The 16,855-nt window shown below is 51.6% G+C and carries 15 protein-coding genes; 7 read left to right on the top strand and 8 right to left on the bottom strand.

The window, feature by feature from the left end:
* Positions 1-200: 200 nt before the first annotated feature.
* The 3 genes from RNAN_RS16270 to RNAN_RS16260 form a co-directional block, all read right to left on the bottom strand.
* A complete protein-coding gene (locus tag RNAN_RS16270; protein WP_008223795.1) occupies positions 201-1,445 on the bottom strand; it encodes a DUF5677 domain-containing protein in 1,245 nt (414 codons plus the stop codon).
* A gap of 95 nt (positions 1,446-1,540) precedes the next feature.
* A complete protein-coding gene (locus RNAN_RS16265) occupies positions 1,541-1,948 on the bottom strand; it encodes a hypothetical protein (protein WP_040552371.1) in 408 nt (135 codons plus the stop codon).
* A 300-nt stretch (positions 1,949-2,248) separates the two neighbouring features.
* Positions 2,249-2,962: a hypothetical protein gene (locus RNAN_RS16260; protein WP_008223793.1), complete on the bottom strand. Its 714-nt coding sequence runs from the start codon at positions 2,960-2,962 to the stop codon at positions 2,249-2,251.
* Positions 2,963-3,139: 177 nt separating this feature from the next.
* On the opposite strand from RNAN_RS16260, the gene RNAN_RS16255 reads away from it, so the two are divergent.
* Complete coding sequence (locus RNAN_RS16255; protein ID WP_008223790.1) at positions 3,140-4,195, top strand: alkene reductase; 1,056 nt, start codon at positions 3,140-3,142, stop codon at positions 4,193-4,195.
* A gap of 98 nt (positions 4,196-4,293) precedes the next feature.
* Here RNAN_RS16255 and dsbB read toward each other — a convergent pair whose 3' ends face one another.
* On the bottom strand, positions 4,294-4,830 hold the full coding sequence (gene dsbB, locus RNAN_RS16250) for a disulfide bond formation protein DsbB (protein WP_008223788.1): 537 nt from the start codon (positions 4,828-4,830) through the stop codon (positions 4,294-4,296).
* 161 nt (positions 4,831-4,991) lie between these two features.
* Between dsbB and fadR the strand changes: the two genes are divergently transcribed.
* Both fadR and RNAN_RS16240 read left to right on the top strand, forming a co-directional pair.
* Entirely contained in the window at positions 4,992-5,708 is a 717-nt protein-coding gene (gene fadR, locus RNAN_RS16245) for a fatty acid metabolism transcriptional regulator FadR (RefSeq protein ID WP_040552369.1), read from the top strand.
* Between the two features lie 126 nt (positions 5,709-5,834).
* Positions 5,835-8,087 (top strand): aminotransferase class V-fold PLP-dependent enzyme, encoded by a 2,253-nt coding sequence (locus RNAN_RS16240; protein WP_008223786.1) that lies wholly within the window; start codon positions 5,835-5,837, stop codon positions 8,085-8,087.
* A gap of 73 nt (positions 8,088-8,160) precedes the next feature.
* Here RNAN_RS16240 and RNAN_RS16235 read toward each other — a convergent pair whose 3' ends face one another.
* Positions 8,161-8,853 carry a ChrR family anti-sigma-E factor gene (locus tag RNAN_RS16235; RefSeq protein ID WP_008223785.1) on the bottom strand — a complete coding sequence of 231 codons (693 nt, stop codon included), beginning with the start codon at positions 8,851-8,853 and terminating at the stop codon, positions 8,161-8,163.
* Positions 8,837-9,424, bottom strand: coding sequence for a sigma-70 family RNA polymerase sigma factor (locus RNAN_RS16230; RefSeq protein ID WP_008223784.1), 588 nt, complete (start codon positions 9,422-9,424; stop codon positions 8,837-8,839). Before RNAN_RS16230 ends, RNAN_RS16235 begins: the two co-directional genes overlap by 17 nt.
* A 252-nt stretch (positions 9,425-9,676) precedes the next feature.
* Between RNAN_RS16230 and RNAN_RS16225 the strand changes: the two genes are divergently transcribed.
* Both RNAN_RS16225 and RNAN_RS16220 read left to right on the top strand, forming a co-directional pair.
* Entirely contained in the window at positions 9,677-10,285 is a 609-nt protein-coding gene (locus RNAN_RS16225; RefSeq protein WP_008223783.1) for an FMN-dependent NADH-azoreductase, read from the top strand.
* Positions 10,286-10,479: 194 nt separating this feature from the next.
* Positions 10,480-12,951, top strand: a complete 2,472-nt coding sequence (locus tag RNAN_RS16220; protein WP_008223781.1) for a S9 family peptidase — start codon at positions 10,480-10,482, stop codon at positions 12,949-12,951.
* 171 nt (positions 12,952-13,122) lie between these two features.
* On the opposite strand, the gene RNAN_RS16215 is transcribed toward RNAN_RS16220, so the two are convergent.
* Positions 13,123-13,812, bottom strand: a complete 690-nt coding sequence (locus tag RNAN_RS16215) for an RluA family pseudouridine synthase (RefSeq protein WP_008223779.1) — start codon at positions 13,810-13,812, stop codon at positions 13,123-13,125.
* 101 nt (positions 13,813-13,913) lie between these two features.
* Here RNAN_RS16215 and RNAN_RS16210 point away from each other — a divergent pair, with 101 nt between their 5' ends.
* Both RNAN_RS16210 and RNAN_RS16205 read left to right on the top strand, forming a co-directional pair.
* Complete coding sequence (locus RNAN_RS16210; RefSeq protein WP_008223776.1) at positions 13,914-14,588, top strand: pseudouridine synthase; 675 nt, start codon at positions 13,914-13,916, stop codon at positions 14,586-14,588.
* 26 nt (positions 14,589-14,614) lie between these two features.
* Positions 14,615-16,192 (top strand): L-lactate permease, encoded by a 1,578-nt coding sequence (locus RNAN_RS16205; RefSeq protein WP_008223774.1) that lies wholly within the window; start codon positions 14,615-14,617, stop codon positions 16,190-16,192.
* Here the strand turns inward: RNAN_RS16205 and rrtA are convergent.
* A complete protein-coding gene (gene rrtA, locus RNAN_RS16200; RefSeq protein ID WP_148275768.1) occupies positions 16,187-16,708 on the bottom strand; it encodes a rhombosortase in 522 nt (173 codons plus the stop codon). The two genes, RNAN_RS16205 and rrtA, sit on opposite strands and share 6 nt — an antisense overlap.
* Positions 16,709-16,855: the final 147 nt, after the last annotated feature.

Genomic DNA, 16,855 nt, shown 5'->3' with positions numbered 1-16,855 from the left:
GGTTTGGTTTCACTATTGACTCCGAGAGGCTAATGGGTGACCCTATGGGTCCTCGATAAGGAGCTTGTGCACGAAAGTTATCAGGGCTGGAGCATGGTTAACACCATGAAACTCACGAGCCGAATAGACGTATGCAGTCATTCACCGCCAAGTTTGATCACTTTGTGCTTGCAATAGAGGGGGAGTCCATAGACGCCTCGTTAGCCATCTCTAGATTCAATATATTGTTCTCCGCTATATCCCACGTCATCAATAATTCTAGTAATAATTGCAGCTACAAATAAGTCAGCACAGTAAATTGCCGTATTTAATATATCTTCGTTAAATACAGATTCATCTCCATGCTCCAATGTGTGAGTATACCTTGCAGTCATACTGAAATCATGGTGAGTAATCTTCGATAAAAACGAATATACATTCTGATGATGTTGTTCTCCAAAAGGAAAGAGCCTGGCTTTTTCTGAGACTTTTGTTGCCAAAAAATAGCCTCTCATTTTGGCATCTTTTAGCAACTGGGCATCGCTTCTAGATAATCCGCTTTTTAACTGCTCCTTAAGTGTGTCCTCACAGTATTTCTCCCACTCCTTCAGCGTAGTCACACTAGCAATTTGAAGGTATTTATAAATTTGCTCAGGGCCTAGCCAGTCAATATAAAATGTCAGCGCCAGCTCATACAAAGACCTTACTACAGCGCCAGCGTTGACATATAGGCCCTTATCAAACAGCAAGCTCATAGACTCAAGAGATTCCTCCGCCCGCTGCAAAATAGAATAGAGAGTGTGATGATAATGAAGCTTTACTGCGCCGCCCTTATGAAATTCTTTGACTCTTTGCTTGGTACCTCGTACAGATTCTAAGAGAATATTAAAGCAATATGAGTAAGGTGGCTTTTCTACGCCCAGCAGTGATGGTTGTAACTTATGTTCAATACATAAGAAGCTTTCAAAGTGCTCAGTTCTGTCATTGTATGTACATTTCATAGCTCTTATTACATAACAAGATTCCTCTAAATTTTTCTTGCAGCCGAGAATAATTACTGGAGGCTTGGTTATGTTTAGTTCTTGATAAGCATAATAAGGGCTGACGTCGTCGGGACATAAAAAAACCTGCTCGTCATTCTTGCATATGTTTTCATATACAAAAAGCGCTGGTCTAAACCCCATTCGAATTAGATCTTTAAGATACTCGACATCCTCCTTGATATATTCGTCACACTTGTAAACCAATCCATTTTTGCTAGGCTGATAGAATCCCGGCTTGATACTTTTTAGAGACAACCTTGTAACGTAAGATTTAATCTTTCCTTTAAGGTACTTGGTGTATTTATCAAGAAAAATATCATCGCGCTCAATATTATCCCTGACCTTAATTTTATCGATAGGTATATTTCTTGTGGGAAGACTTCTAACCAAAGACAAGGGGTTTGAATTTAAGTCAATTTTCATATCTGAAATCTAGAGAAGTTCATGGTAATGGCTAGCGCCCGCAACAAACGCGAGCGTGGCGAGTCGAGGGCGAAAGCCCGTTTTGATTGCGTTTGTTAGGCATTCGGGAGCCTTTTCATTACACAGCTACCAGTGAAACCAAATTGTTTATACCAATCAACTAGGTCTTTGCCAATTAACGTGTCTCTATCGCTGAATTGTACTTCCGCTTGAAGATATATTTTAACTTTAAGCGCGTCAGCAAGATTGCATAGATAATTCATCATTTCCTTGCCGTGCCTAACACCTGGCTTGAACGAGCTGATGAGAAAAAGCTGAACTTCAGATGTATCTTCTTCACTATTTGCTGCAACTGCTAATAAGCTAATCGGGATGCCATTTTCATTCTCATACACAAGAGGATAAATTTTATTAGCGAAACCTCGGGCATACCCAGCGGCAAAAGGCACACGTCCGTCAAATTTTGAATACAAAGCGTGAACAAACTCTTCTGCTTTTGTCATCTGAATTGCCTAACATTTTATTATTGTGCATGCTTGTTTTCTCAGTTCCTATAGACGAAAACCTATCTGGCATGTCTTTGTAAAGCAACATCAAATTTCCAAGCTTTACTTTCAGCATCCTGAAAAACAAGCATGCGTTATATTTCAAAACCAGTGTGTTAAATCTGGTTACTTCGCTTTGGTAAGTACCGAATTTATAGCATGTAAATCAAAACAGCAAATTTGCGTTGTGCATTGTTAACTGGATAGTTGGCCTGAACTGCCTGATATTGCAAATAGCACGGTGTAACAGTGTTATGGTTACCGCTTAACCAAGCTCTTTAACCACTTAATGCCGGTATACAGCAGTTGCTTTAGGTTAACCGGTATTAACACCATTAGCGCTGTACCGTTATCAAATTTAGGGTTTAGCTGGCAGTAAAAAGCAATTTCAGTTTTAGTGCTGGCTTTTAACCGGGCAATGTCGTCTTTGCTGTAATTGGTGGCGCGGCCGACGGTTTTTAGGCAGTTAAGGCCGTGCCAGGTGCTGGGTTCGGCATTGGGTACCAGGGCGTGGTAGCGGTTAATGTCGGCGCTGTTCATGCCGGGGTTGGGGTAAATAAAGGCAACTTTTTTGCCAATTGCCCGGTACATGGCCGGGCTTAGCATAGTATCCAGGTAATACACCTTATGTTTTGGGTGGCGCAGCCAGGTGCTAACGGCGGCGAAGAAAGAAAAACCAAAGGTGCTGTTGTTGCCGCGATAACCCGGCGTGAACGCTGCTGACGCGCCCATTACGATGCTGTTGTTGGCCACTTTGCGAAAGGTCAGTAAACAGTAACCCAGCAATACCTCGTCCTGATAAAACAGCCTTAATCGGCGTTGGTAGTGCTGTGGGTTGGCAAAGTAACGGTTGAAATAGTCATGGCTGTCGACGCCGTTAAAGCTGGCGGCAATCAACGCGATGATCTGCCCGGTCTCTTTGGCCGTAAGCCAATTCTTAATGCTGTCTTTATCTTGCTGATAGCGCTGCATAAGGCGACACAAAACGAAAAGTTGGCGTAATCAGGCCAGTTTTTGCCATTAAGCGCAATTATTTTTTGTCGGTGCTTGTTATTGTACTGCTTGGTACATATATAGGTTGCAGCAGCTTGCTGCGATAGCCCACACACTGCTGTGCAGTAAATTTTAATTTTAAATGCAGGACTCACTATGCCAACGTTATTCGATCCTATCCAGGTAGGCGATATTCAACTTGCTAACCGTATTATTATGGCGCCACTAACCCGTTGCCGCGCCAGCGAGGGCAGGGTGCCGAACGATTTAATGCGTGAATACTACGTACAGCGCGCCAGTGCCGGCCTTATTTTAACTGAAGCCACTTCAGTTACACCGATGGGGGTGGGCTACCCTGATACGCCGGGCATTTGGTCAGACGAGCAAGTGGCTGGCTGGCGCAAAATCACTGATGCAGTGCACCAGGCCGGTGGCAAAATTATGCTGCAGCTGTGGCATGTTGGCCGGGTATCAGATCCGTTTTATTTAAACGGCGAGCTGCCGGTGGCGCCAAGTGCTATTGCGCCGAACGGCCATGTCAGCTTAATGCGGCCGAAAAAGCCGTATGTGACACCGCGTGCGCTGGAAACTAACGAAATTGCCGGTATTGTTGAGGCCTATCGTAAAGGTGCGGAAAATGCCAAATTGGCCGGCTTTGATGGTGTGGAAATACACGGTGCCAATGGTTATTTGCTTGATCAGTTCCTGCAGGACAGCAGCAACAAGCGCACCGATAACTACGGCGGCAGCATTGAAAACCGTGCCCGCCTGCTGCTGGAAGTGACCGATGCCGTGATAGCTGTTTGGGGCGCCGGCCGGGTAGGCATGCACTTAGCGCCACGCGCCGATGCCCACGATGTCGGCGACTCACAACGTGCCGATACCTTTGGTTATGTTGCTACACAACTGGGTAAGCGCGGTATTGCCTTTATTTGTGCCCGCGAAGCACAGGCTGATGACAGCTTGGGGCCGCAATTGAAACGCCAGTTTGGTGGGGTTTACATTGCCAATGAGCAGTTTAGCCAGCAATCTGCGGCTAAGGCACTGGCCGATGGCGTGGCAGACGCTGTAGCCTTTGGTGTGCCTTATATTGCCAACCCGGATTTAGTGGCGCGCTTTAAGCACAATGCGCCATTAAATGCCGCTAAGCCCGAGCTGTTCTACGGCAATGGCGCAGAGGGTTATACCGATTACCCGCCGTTAGCGCAGTAACAGTGGAATTAGTACTGCTACAAACAACAACACCGGTTTTCACCGGTGTTGTTGTGTTAACAGCTTCGCGCTTTAACCGCGGTTTTTAACCACGGCTCTTAACCACGGTAAGGGTTATTACTGATGCGTGCCAGCTGCGCGAACAGCAATACGGCCGCTGTTGCCGTATAACCCCATAATGCAAAGGCACTCCAGAACGCCATGCTTTGGCCCATAAACTGCCAGCTGGTATCACCGCAGCTGCCGGTAGGCTCAAACACCGCCGGTAGCCATTTGTCCAGCGCCAGCCAGCCGGGGAACTCGGCAAACAGCGCGCAGCTAAAAAAGCCGCCTTCGGCCAGTAGTTGCTCAATTTCCAGTAATTCATAGGCTTGCAGTATGCCAAACACGCCACTGGCTATTATGCCCAGCAGCGCAACTAACCTAAGCAGTGCTGTTTTCGGTGAGAGCAGGCCAATAATGCCGGCCAGTAAGATCCCGGCGAAAGCGGCACGTACATAAATGCACTTAATACAGGGCTGCATATTCAGGCCATATTGAAAGTACAGCGCCGTGGCCAGCAAGGCCGCGCTTGATAACACCACCAGGCCCCATCCCCAGCGCTGCATAGATAAACGTTTGATTTTTTGAAGCATTTTTTATCCTTCTACACGGGACTTTTGTACTGCTGTGGCTAATCTACGGCATTTAGCCTTAATGTACAATCCGCCGGCTATTTTGGGGCGGTGACTTGTTAACTGTTGGCGCTCTGGTACAATCAGTGCAAATTTGTAAACAAGAAGACGGACAGATCCGCATGACTAATCTGATTAAAGCGCAAAGCCCGGCCGGGTTTGCTGAAGAGTACATTGTTGACTCGATCTGGAACGGAAAATTTGCGCCTGGCAGCATTCTGCCGGCAGAGCGCGAGTTATCTGAGCTGATAGGGGTTACCCGTACCACTTTGCGCGAAGTATTACAGCGTTTAGCGCGGGATGGCTGGCTGACCATACAGCACGGCAAGCCCACCAAAGTGAATAACTTTTGGGAAACGTCCGGGTTAAATATTCTGGAAACGCTGGCACGGCTGGACGAAGAGCGCATGCCTGAGCTGGTAGACGAGCTGTTATCAGCCCGCACCAATATCAGCGCTATCTATATTCGTGGCGCCATTAAAAACCATGCGGCGCAGGTAGTTGAAATTTTTGCCGGTGCCGAAGCACTGGAAGATACTGCCGAAGCCTTTGCCGAGTTTGATTACAACCTGAACCATGAGCTGGCGCTGCATTCGTCTAACCGGATTTATGTGCTGATCTTAAATGGCTTTCGCGGCCTGTATAACAAAATTGCCCGCTTTTATTTTTCACACCCCAAAGCACGTGAACTGGCGCGTAAGTACTATCATCAGATAAAGCTGTACGCCGAAAACGGCAAGTTTGACGAAGTGGTGTTTGCGGTGCGTAAATACGGTAAAGAAAGTGGTTTGGTCTGGTCGGAATTACGGCCGCAGATCCCCAAAGATCTGGTTGAATAACGCTAACACAAACCGCCTTCGGGCGGTTTGTTGTTTTTCTGCGCCAGCGGGTGCTTGAGGCGTGGCGGTATAGTCGTTATCATTAGCCGGAATAATATATATCTTTTGGTTATAACCGGGTGAGCCATGCTAAGCGCGAAACAGGAAATTTATCTGGATAACAACGCCACGACGCCGGTGTTACCGCAGGCAGCACAGGCGGCTATGCATGTGATGCAATATGGCTTTGGTAACCCCAGTAGCAGCCATGCCGCTGGCATTAAGGCCAAAGCTGAGCTGGAAAGCACCCGCGCTTTAGCCCGCCAGCTGATTGGTGCCAGCAGTGGCGATATTTTATTTACCTCAGGTGCCACTGAAGGTATTCAGGCCGCCGTCGTCTCAGCCTTACTGGCTGCCCGCGAGCGTAGCCTGACCGGGCCAAATACCCTGCTGCTGTATGGCGCTACCGAGCACAAAGCCGTGCCGGAGAGTTTAAAACACTGGAATAAGGTATTGGGCGTGCATGCCAGCCTGATGGCGATTCCGGTTAACCGCGCTGGCCTGTTGGACGAGGCTTTTATCCGTCAGCAGTTGCCAGCCGCCGCCATAATTTGCACCATGGCCGCCAATAATGAAACCGGTGTCAAACAAGACTTAGCCGCACTGGAGCAGCTGATCCGGGCGGTAAACCCCGGCGTGTACTGGTTGGTAGATTGCGTGCAGGCGCTGGGCAAAATGGCGCTGAATATCTCGCAAACCAGTATCGACTATGCGCCCTTTAGTGGCCATAAACTCTATGCGCCCAAAGGCATCGGTTTTTTATATGTGCGTAAAGGTGCACCTTATCAGCCGGTGATTGCCGGTGGCGGCCAGGAAAGTGGCCTGCGCTCGGGTACAGAGAACCTGCCGGGCATCGCAGCGCTGCATGCCGTCTTTACTGAGCTGGCCAAAGCGAGCGGCTCTGCCTTTGTGGCGGAACCTGTGCTGTGGCATTACCGCGAGCAGTTAATTAACGCGTTAAAGCAGGTATTTCCTGCCATGCTGCTAAACAGTGATGCGCCTTATGTCGTGCCTACCACCATCAATTTTTCCGTGCCGGGCTTTTACAGCAAAGACATTATGGATTTGTTTGATGCCGCCGGTATTCGCGTTAGCTCAGGCTCGGCCTGCAGCTCTAAAGTGCCCAGCAGCTTTGTGCTGGATGCGATGGGGCTGGAAAGCTGGCGTTCGCAGGGGGCTATCCGCTTGTCGTTTGGCCCGGCCATGACCCAGGCAGAGTGTGACCGCGCCTGCGCCGCCATTCGGGCGCTGAGTAAAGTTGTGTGCCAACACTGTCTGGTGTTAACCGACGCCACCCCGACGCTGGAGCTGCACGCACAGGGGTTAGTCCAGTTAAAACACGACGCCTTATGCAGTTATTTGCTGATTTGTCCGGATACACGCCGCGCCGTGGTGATTGATCCGGTGCTACCGCTGGCACTGCGCATTGCCAATATTATTCAGGGCCAGGGCCTGAGTGTTGCAGCGATTTTGGATACCCATATACACCGTGACCATCAATCGGCCCGTCAGGAGCTGCTGACATTGCTGGGCGAGCCAGATGGCCATGCACTGTGCAACAGCGCGGCCTGTGACGTGTTGGGCTGGCCGCAGGGTTGTAGCACACTGGAGTTTGGCTGTTATGCATTACGCCGCCTGCCAACGCCGGGCCATACACCCGAAGCGGTAAGCTTATTGCTGACACTGGATAAGAGGTTAGTGGCGGTGTTCTGTGGCGATGTTATATTGCCGGGCGGCGTTGGCCGCACCGATTTACCCGGCGGTGATATCAGCGCCCTGGCCGACAGCATCAGGTTGTTAGCCGCTAAAGTGGCGCCTGATACTTTGCTGCTGTCAAGCCATGACTATGCGCAGCGCTTTTTTACCTGTTTTAACCTGGCCATTGCCGAGCAGCCGCTGCTACAGGAGCTGCTAGATAACAGCAGCAACAGCGACTGGCAACAACAACTGCAGCAACAGGCACTGAGCTTACAGCAGCACAGCCAGCATCTGTGTGGTCTGGTTGAGGTCAGCTTCTCTGACGCTACCGACGTTATTGCCGCAAAGCAGTTAAATGCCTTTATGCAACAGCAACCTGAGCTGGTGTTGGTGGATGTGCGTGAGCCGCATGAGCAAAGCGCTGGCGCTTTGGCCGGCTATTTAACCCAGCCTTATCCGGTACTGGAAATTCCGCTGTCTAAACTGGCCGACGCACTGATTAAAGGCCAGCTAACGCCGCAGCAGCCGCTGTTATTGGTGTGTCGCTCGGGTAACCGCAGCCTGGTGGCCTGCAAAGTGCTGGGCCGGCTTGGCTTTAACCGGGTGTATAACCTCAAAGGCGGCATGGCGTTATTACAATAGCGCAAAAAAAAGCGCCGCAGCTTTTTACAGCGTGCGGCGTCAGGTACTTCCTGCCAGCTTAGAGAGAAAGGGATCAGTAAAAAAACTGCTGCAGCGGGTTTAACAAGCGGGTTAAGCCCTTTTTAAACTGCAGTGGCGCACTTAATACCGATAAACATAAACAATCTTCGTTTGCCAGGGTGCGCGGGGTATGGGTATCGTCCGGTGAGTTTATCAGCAAATCACCGGCACAATACTCGCCGTTTTCATCGGCAATTTTGCCTGACAACACCAGCGTCATTTCCAGGCCTAAATGGGTGTGCTGTGGCACTTCGGTGTCTTTGTCGATATACAACAGCGAGACATGATGCTCACCACCGGCCGGCAGCTTGGCCGTGGCGATACCGCCCAGCGTTAACCATTTACCATGGTTGCTCGCCAGCCGCTGCAGTGCACGTGGCAGCATAAACTGGCGCTGGTTAACAACAATAGGCTCATAGGCGGCGCGCTGTGCTTTGTGTTGCTCTGCCTGTAGTTCAGCCTTAGCCATTGCGGGCTCTGCCATAATCGCTGCCAGCATATCACTCCAGTCATGCGGGTCTTTTTTCACCCTTTGCTGTGCCAACTGGCCGGCCAGATCGGTAGTAATATCCTGGCTTAACCGCTGACAGTGTGGGCATAAGTCAATATGCGCGGCAACCGCCAGTGCTACGTCGGCACTTAAGGTACCTTCGGCGTATTGTTCCAGCAACGCCATGCCGGGATGAAACTTAATTGCGTGCGCCATCTAATGCCTCTCTTAATCTGTCCAGCGCTAAGCGGATCCGCGACTTTACCGTACCAAGCGGAATACCCAGCTCGTCTGATACTTCCTGATGTGACTTTTCCTGTAAATACACTTTTTCCATCACTTCCCGCTGTGCAGGCGGTAATTGCGCAAAGTGCGGCGCTAATTTTTCACTGAGTAGCTGGTTATCCCACTGCGCCGCCTCATCATCGGCCTGTGGCTCCGGGTACTCGCCGTTTAACCATAAGTCGTCCGCGCTGATATCATCTTTGCGGCTTTGCTTTTTTCGTAACATGTCAAAGCGTACGTTACGCGCTATGGTAAAGATCCAGGTAGAAGCACAGCCGCGTGATGCATCAAACAGAGCAGCTTTTTTCCACACATTGAGCATGGTGTCTTGCACCATTTCCAATGCTTGTTGTTCATTACCAAACATTTTCATGCCAAAGGCTTTTAGCCTCGGCGCGAAGTAACTGAACAGTTCGGCGTAGGCGGCTTTATCGCGCTGCAACGCAACAAAAGTAAGTGCATCTTCCCACTGACTGGCGGTGGCGTTTTCTTGCCCTGACATAGGATCGCGGGTGTCCGTAATGGCTTGAGGGACCCTATCATGCCTTGGTACGCTGACTGACTTCAACATCTTTGCTGTTCCCGGTTAGGTCGCTTACCGACGTTTTAATTGCTCTGCGCCTTTTACGCCGGCTTTACGCCGCTGGTTTGGTTATTTTTCTATTTAAAAAATAGAAAGGTATGTGCGTTTTATTCTGCTTTTTGTCCTATTTAGTTGTTGTATTATGCCGCTATACCTAACCGGAGATGCACCATGAAACAAATTTTACTGATTAACAGCTCTATTAACGGTGATAAAGGCCACTCAGTTCAGTTAGCGCAGCAATTTTTGGCGCAGTTGCCTAAGGGCAGCTTCACACTGGACACGCTGGATTTAAATACGGATCCGGTTGGCCATCTGGAAATGGCAGAAATTGCCGCCTGGATGACACCCACTGAGCAGCGCAGCAGCGAGCAGCAGCAGTTAGCCGCCATTTCAGACCAGCTGATTGCACGCATCAAAGCAGCTGATGTGATTGTGCTGGGGGTGCCGATGTATAACTTTGGCGTGCCATCACAACTAAAGGCGCTGCTGGATCGGGTGGCCCGCGCTGGCGTTACCTTTAAATATACTGAGCAAGGCCCGGTTGGCCTGCTGGACGATAAGCCGGTAGTGGTATTTGCTACCCGCGGTGGCGTTTATCAGGGCACGGCGCTGGACAGCCAAACGCCGTTTTTACACACCTTTTTAAACTTTGTCGGTTTAAAAGATGTGCATTTTATCTACGCCGAAGGCCTGAATATGGGAGCGGACGCACAACAGGCGGCGCTTACCGCAGCCAAAGCGCGTTTAGCTGAATTAAGCGCTAAAATCGCCGCCTAGTTTTATCAGTTACTTCTCCACAGCTGTTCGAATATCTGCTATTCACGCTGTTTTCTGCCGGCCCGGTGTGGGCCGGTTTTTTTTCGCTTAATCTTATCATGCCCGCGTTCAGCCGCATTCGCCGCTATGGCGGTTGCACAAAGCTGGCGCTCTTTGTATAACAGGGCGTCTTTTATCATGATAAGAACAGGTTTATGACACAACATCACTCTACTTTGCTGGTGCTTGCCCTTTGCAGCGCACTGTTAAGCAGCCCGTTGGCGGCGAAAAAAGCCGAACCCTTAAGCTATCAGACCACACCAGTGAGTGTGCCGGCAGTACATACTGCTGACAGCAGCCTGGTGCTGAGCATGGAGCAAATTATGGCCGATCCGGATTGGATAGGCCGTCAGCCAGAAGCTGCCTACTGGAGCGCCGATAGCAGCCAGGTGTTTTATCAGCAAAAGCGCGAGGGCAGTGAGCTGCGCGACTGGTATGCCCGGCCACTGAATGCACAGGGTAATGGCACGCCGGTGTCGTTAGCACAGCTGCATACGCTGGGCAGTGAGACTGCTATTTATAACCGCGATCGCAGCCTGCAAGCCTGGCTGTTTGAAGGTGATGTGTTTGTCCGTCTGCTGCCAAACGGCGCCATAACCCAGTTAACCCGCGATAATGCAGCGCAAAGCGACTTACAGTTTCTGCTTGATGGCCGCCTGGCGTACCGCGAAGGCTGGAGTTTCTATGCTCACAATCTGGTAAGCGGCCAGCGCACTGAACTGGTGAGCCTGAAAACGGAAGACAGCCCGAAAGCACCCGCTGTGCCCTCTGGCTATCTGGCGCAGGAGCAACACAAGCTGATTGCCTTTATCGCCAAAGAGCAGCAAGCCGCCGAGCAGCGCTATCAGGCCAAACAGCAATTAAAACAGCAGAATAACAGCCTGGCGCCGGGCGCCTTTTACCTGGGTAAAGGTATGCAGGTCGTGGCTGCCAGTTTGTCACCCAAGGCCGATTACATGCTGGTGTCGGTACGTAAAGCCAGCAAGCGTAATGACAACGACATTATGCCAAACTACATTACCGCCAATGGCGACATCGCCGCCCAGCCGGTGCGTGGCCGCGTTAATGACGTGGTGCCGGCACCACAGCGTTTGCTGCTGTTAAACCTGCAGGATGGTAGCAGCACTGAGCTGAGCTACAGCAGCCTGCCGGGGTATAACGAAGATGTATTGGCCGAGGTAAAAGCAGAAAATGCCAAAGCCCGTGGTGAGAAATACAAAAGCGAAAAGGTGATCCGTGATATTGGTTTAATGACCGATTGGTACTGGAGCCAGAGCGCGATCCGCTGGCACAGCAATGGCCAGCAGGTGGCGCTGATGTTAAAAGCGCTGGATAACAAAGACCGCTGGATAGCGACGCTGGATTTTGCCGGTAAAAAGCTGCTACCGCAGCACCGCCTGCACGACAAAGCCTGGGTTAACTATGCCTTTAACGACTTTGGCTGGTTAAATAACAGTGACACGCTGTACTATTTATCAGAAGAAACCGGTTACGCCCACCTGTATGTTAAGCCGCTAAAAGGCAAAGCGAAAAAACTGACCAGCGGCACCTTTGAAGTGGCAAACCCGGTGCTGACACAGGATGACAGCTACATTTATTTTCAGGCTAACCAAAGCCACCCCGGCATTTACGAGGTGTACCGCGCGGTACTGGCCAGCGGTGAAGTAGAGCAGCTGACGAAACTGGGCGGTAGCACCAGCTTTAGCTTATCGCCGGATGAGCAAAAACTGCTGCTGAATTTCTCCACTAACCTGCTACCCAATGAGCTATATGTCGCCGAGGCTAAACCCGCTGCCGCAGTAACGCGGCTGACGCATACGGTGTCAGAGCTGTTTAAACAAATGCCGTTTAAAGCGCCGCAAATTGTTGCCGTGCCCTCCAGCCACGGTGAGCAACCGGTGTTTGCCAAGGTGTATTACCCGGATAACTATCAGCAGGGCGAAAAGCGCCGGGCGGTGATTTTTAACCACGGTGCGGGCTATCTGCAAAACAGCGATCTGGGCTGGTCGGGGTATTTCCGTGAGTTCTTCTTTCATAACCTGTTAACCCAACAAGGTTATGTGGTGATGGATATGGATTACCGGGCATCAAAAGGCTATGGCCGTGACTGGCGTACTGCTATTTACCGCCGTATGGGGACACCGGAAATTGAAGATCTCGCCGATGGTGTGAACTGGCTGGTAGAAAATGCCAATGTCGATCGCAACCGTATTGGTACCTATGGTGGCTCTTACGGCGGTTTTATGACCTTTATGGCGCTGTTTACCCAGCCGGATTTATTCCAGGCCGGTGCGGCACTGCGTCCGGTCAGTGACTGGGCCTATTACAACCACCCCTATACCTCTAATATTTTAAATACACCGGCGATAGATCCTATTGCCTATGAGCGCAGCTCGCCAATTTACTTTACTCAGGGCCTGAAAAAGCCGCTGCTGATTAACGCGCCTATGGTAGACGATAACGTGTTCTTTCAGGATGTGGTGCGTTTGGTGCAGCGCTTAATTGAGCAGGAAAATATCAATTTTGAAACGGCAATTTATCCGGTAGAGCCGCATGGCTTCCGCCAGCCGAGCAGCTGGCTGGATGAGTACCGCCGGATCTATAAGTTATTTGAGCAAAACCTGTAATGATGGAAAGTGTCGGCCGCAATACCTGCTCTGGCTCGCCGCAGCAACTCGCCCTTTTGCCTGCGGCAGGGCTCAGACACTCTGCGTCGACCAGCTCAGGTTTCCGGCCTTGTTGACCAGCTTTATCTGGTCTTGGCAGTACAGTTAACACGCCTCAGCCGAGGCGTTTTTTTATGGCTGGGTTAACTGGCCGGCGGCAGTAACAAAATCGGTATCGGCAATAAACGTCAGCGGCGTGCCATGATAAGGCTGCAATACCTGCAATGAGGCGGCATGCAGCATCAGCCTGGGCGCAGCGTTAAGCGCCTCAGCGTGGGCATAAAAGGCATCGCCTAAAATCGGGTGGCCCAAATGCAGCATATGCATGCGCAGCTGATGCGAGCGGCCGGTAACGGGCTTAAGCTCTACCAGGGCGCGGTCTGCAAGTTGTTGCAGTACCCGGTAGTGGGTAATGGCCGGTTTGCCCTCTACAAAACACACCTTTTGCCGTGGTGGGTTAGCACTGTCGGCCATCAGCGGCAGCTCAATCACGCCCTCTGTGGGCGTCACTTGACCCCACACCAGCGCTAAGTAGCGTTTTTTCACCAGGCGGTCGGCAAATTGTTGTTTTAACGCTGCTTCGGCTTTACGCCTAAGTGCCATCACCACCACGCCAGAGGTGGCCAGATCCAGCCGGTGTACCAGCTGCGCCAGCGGGAACTGCTGCTGTACCCGGCTTAACAGGCTGTCGGCTAAATGCGCGCCGCGCCCGGGGTTGGTCAGTAAACCGCTGGGTTTATTCAGCACAATAAGATCTTTGTCCTGATACAGAATGTCGAGCCAGGGCTCGGTTGGCGGATGATAGCTAAACTCAGAGGTCATACAGGGGCCCGGCGTGAAAATGCGCTTAGCTTAGCTGAATTTATGCCGCGGACGAAGCGCTTTTGCGGCATAATAACGCCGATTTAACAGCGGAGTGCAGCATGACAGCAAACCTGAGCGACCTGACGGTATTACCGGCCACCACTGAGCCATACCAGCTAGTGTATGCCGATGATGTATTGTTGGTAGTGAATAAACCGGCCAGGCTGTTAACGGTACCGGGGCGCCACCCGCAAAATCAGGATTGCCTGATAGCCCGGGTACAACGTGAATTTCCAGGCGCCCAGGTAGTGCACCGGCTGGATTACGACACCTCAGGTTTGGTCGTGTTACCGCTGACCAAAAGGGTGTTATCGGATATCAGCAAGCAGTTTCAGGCGCGCACGGTGCACAAACACTATATCGCGGTGGTCGATGGTGAGTTAACGCCAGCAGAGGGTGAAATCAATTTGCCGCTGGCGGCAGATCAGCAAAACCGGCCGCTATACAAAGTGTGCCGGCAAACGGGTAAGCCGGCGCTGACGCGTTATAAGGTGTTGCAGTATGACAGCGCGACACAGCAAAGCCGGGTGCAGTTAGAGCCGGTGACAGGGCGCTCACATCAGCTAAGGTTACATATGCAGGCGCTGGGCCACGCCATAGTGGGTGATAGCTTATACGCCACCGCCGATATTGCCGGCAACAGCCCGCGCTTACTACTGCATGCTGCCAATATCCGCTTTGTGCACCCACTAAGCGGTGCCATGCTCAGTTTTACCGCTGAGGCGGATTTTTAAGCCTGCGATAGCACAGGGAGTTAAGCATGACAGGGTTGCAGCTACTGACGGCATTAATGCCACTGCTTAGTGTGTTTTTGCTGTTGGTGCTGCTGCGGCTACCCGCCAGACAAGCGATGCCACTGAGCTTGCTGTGTTCGGCGCTACTGGCGTTTTTTGTCTGGCACATGCCACTGCTACAGTTGCTGGCTGCCATGACGGAGGGGCTGGTGATTGCCCTGACCATCGTCTGGATTATCTTTGGTGCTATTTTGCTGTTAAAAGTGCTGCAACTTACCGGCGCTATGGCGGTAATTACGCAGGGTTTTAGCCAGATAAGCCCGGATAAGCGGGTGCAGCTGATTATTATCGCCTGGTTGTTTGGCAGCTTTCTGGAAGGGGCAGCAGGTTTTGGCACGCCGGCGGCGATTGCCGCGCCGCTGCTGGTTGCGTTGGGGTTTACGCCGCTGGCGGCGGTGGTACTGGCGTTGGTGGCAGATTCCTGTGCCGTGTCTTTTGGTGCGGTCGGCACACCAGTACTGGTTGGTTTGGCGCAAGGCTTACCCGGCAGTACGCCGGCACAGCTGCAACAGATAGCCTTAACCGCGATTAGCATTGATATTATTGTCGCCTCGGCCTTGCCGCTTATTATGACCCTACTGTATTGCCGCTTTTTTAGCAGCAAACCCAGCTGGCGCGCTGGCTTTGCCATGGCGCCCTTTGCACTGATAAGTGGCTTAGCCTTTACGCTGCCAGCCTATGCAGTGGCCTGGTTACTGGGGCCCGAGTTTCCCTCGGTAATAGGGGCGTTAACCGGGCTGGCGTTAATGTGCAGCCTGGCCCGTAACGGCGTGCTGATACCGGCGCCGTTTGAAGCGCAAGCGGCTACCCTTGTAGCGGATAAACCAGCGCCTTTTGGCATAGTGCGGGCCTGGCTGCCTTATGTGTTGGTAGCCTTGTTGCTGGTGTTAAGCCGGGTGCCTGAACTGCCATTTCAGGCGCTGCTGCAAAGCATTAACCTGCAGTGGCAGGGGATCTGGGGCTCTGACATTAGTACCCGGGTGCAGCCGCTATATTTACCCGGCAGTTTATTTATCGTAACGGCGCTATTTGCCCTGCTGCTGCAGGGCGGTAACCGCAGCAATCTGTATCAGGCTGTGGTACTAAGTGGCCGTATGCTGCTGCCATCACTGATTGCCTTAGCCGCCGCCGTGCCTATGGTGCGTATTTTTCTGCACTCTGGCGTGAATGACGCCGGTCTGGCGGCCATGCCACTGGCGCTGGCACAACTGGCCGCTGCCGGCCTGGCCGACGTCTGGCTTTGGGTTGCCCCTCTGGTGGGTGCGCTGGGCTCTTTTATTGCCGGCTCGGCGACGTTTTCCAATCTGATGTTTGCCGGCTTTCAGCAGGCGGTGGCCGGGCAAGCTGGCTTAGCGCCACAGTGGGTGTTGGCGCTACAGATGTTAGGGGCTAATGCCGGCAATATGATCTGTGTGGTTAATGTGGTGGCAGCGGCCAGTGTGGTCGGCTTACAGGGGCGGGAAGGCGATATAATCCGCTATACCTTGTTACCCGCGCTGTATTACTGCGTTGCTGCCAGCCTGGTGGTTGTGCTGTGGCTATAAGCGTTTGCCTGCTTTAAGCACCAGTGCCAGTAACAAACCCGTTATTACGCCATATAAATGCGCATCTATTGCCACATCGGCGTCGATCAGACGGGTAAGTTCGGCATCCGTGCCTTGCCACTGCTCATAAGCCACTTTGGCGATAAGGCCGGCCAGCAACAGATAGCCGCTGTGATCGCGCTGTTGCACATCTTTTATTGCACCCAGCGTTAACATGGCGTGCAGCACGCCGGACAGGCCGACATAACTGTGAATGTTGGTAGAAAAAAGATACAGCAGGGCGCTGATAGCCAGCGCATACACTAACCACTGCAGCAGCAACTGGCGCACTGAGAAGTAACGGCCATGCAGCAGCAGTACCAGCAGTAAACCGGCCAGATTGAGCAGTAAATGCCAGTGGTTGGCATGCAGCAGGTGGCCGCTGATGGTGCGCCACAGCTGGCCCTGCTCAAGGGCGCTACGCTGGTACTGTAACGCCAGCTGCCAGTTGTCTGGTACAAGCACCAGCAATAGCATACATATAGCTAAAGCAGCATAAACTTTGGTGTTAGGCGCTAAAGAAAACGGCACTGTGATGTCCAATTTAAGGCAAAATTGCGGCTATAAAATGCCATCTTCGGCTTAACGTCAAGCATAATTAGTGCTGAGATAGCGGTGTTGCAA

Source organism: Rheinheimera nanhaiensis E407-8, from assembly GCF_000296695.1.
In the GTDB taxonomy this organism is placed as follows: domain Bacteria; phylum Pseudomonadota; class Gammaproteobacteria; order Enterobacterales; family Alteromonadaceae; genus Alishewanella; species Alishewanella nanhaiensis.
The sequence above is the reverse complement of the archived record's forward strand: the minus strand, read 5'-3'. Positions and strand labels throughout refer to the sequence as shown.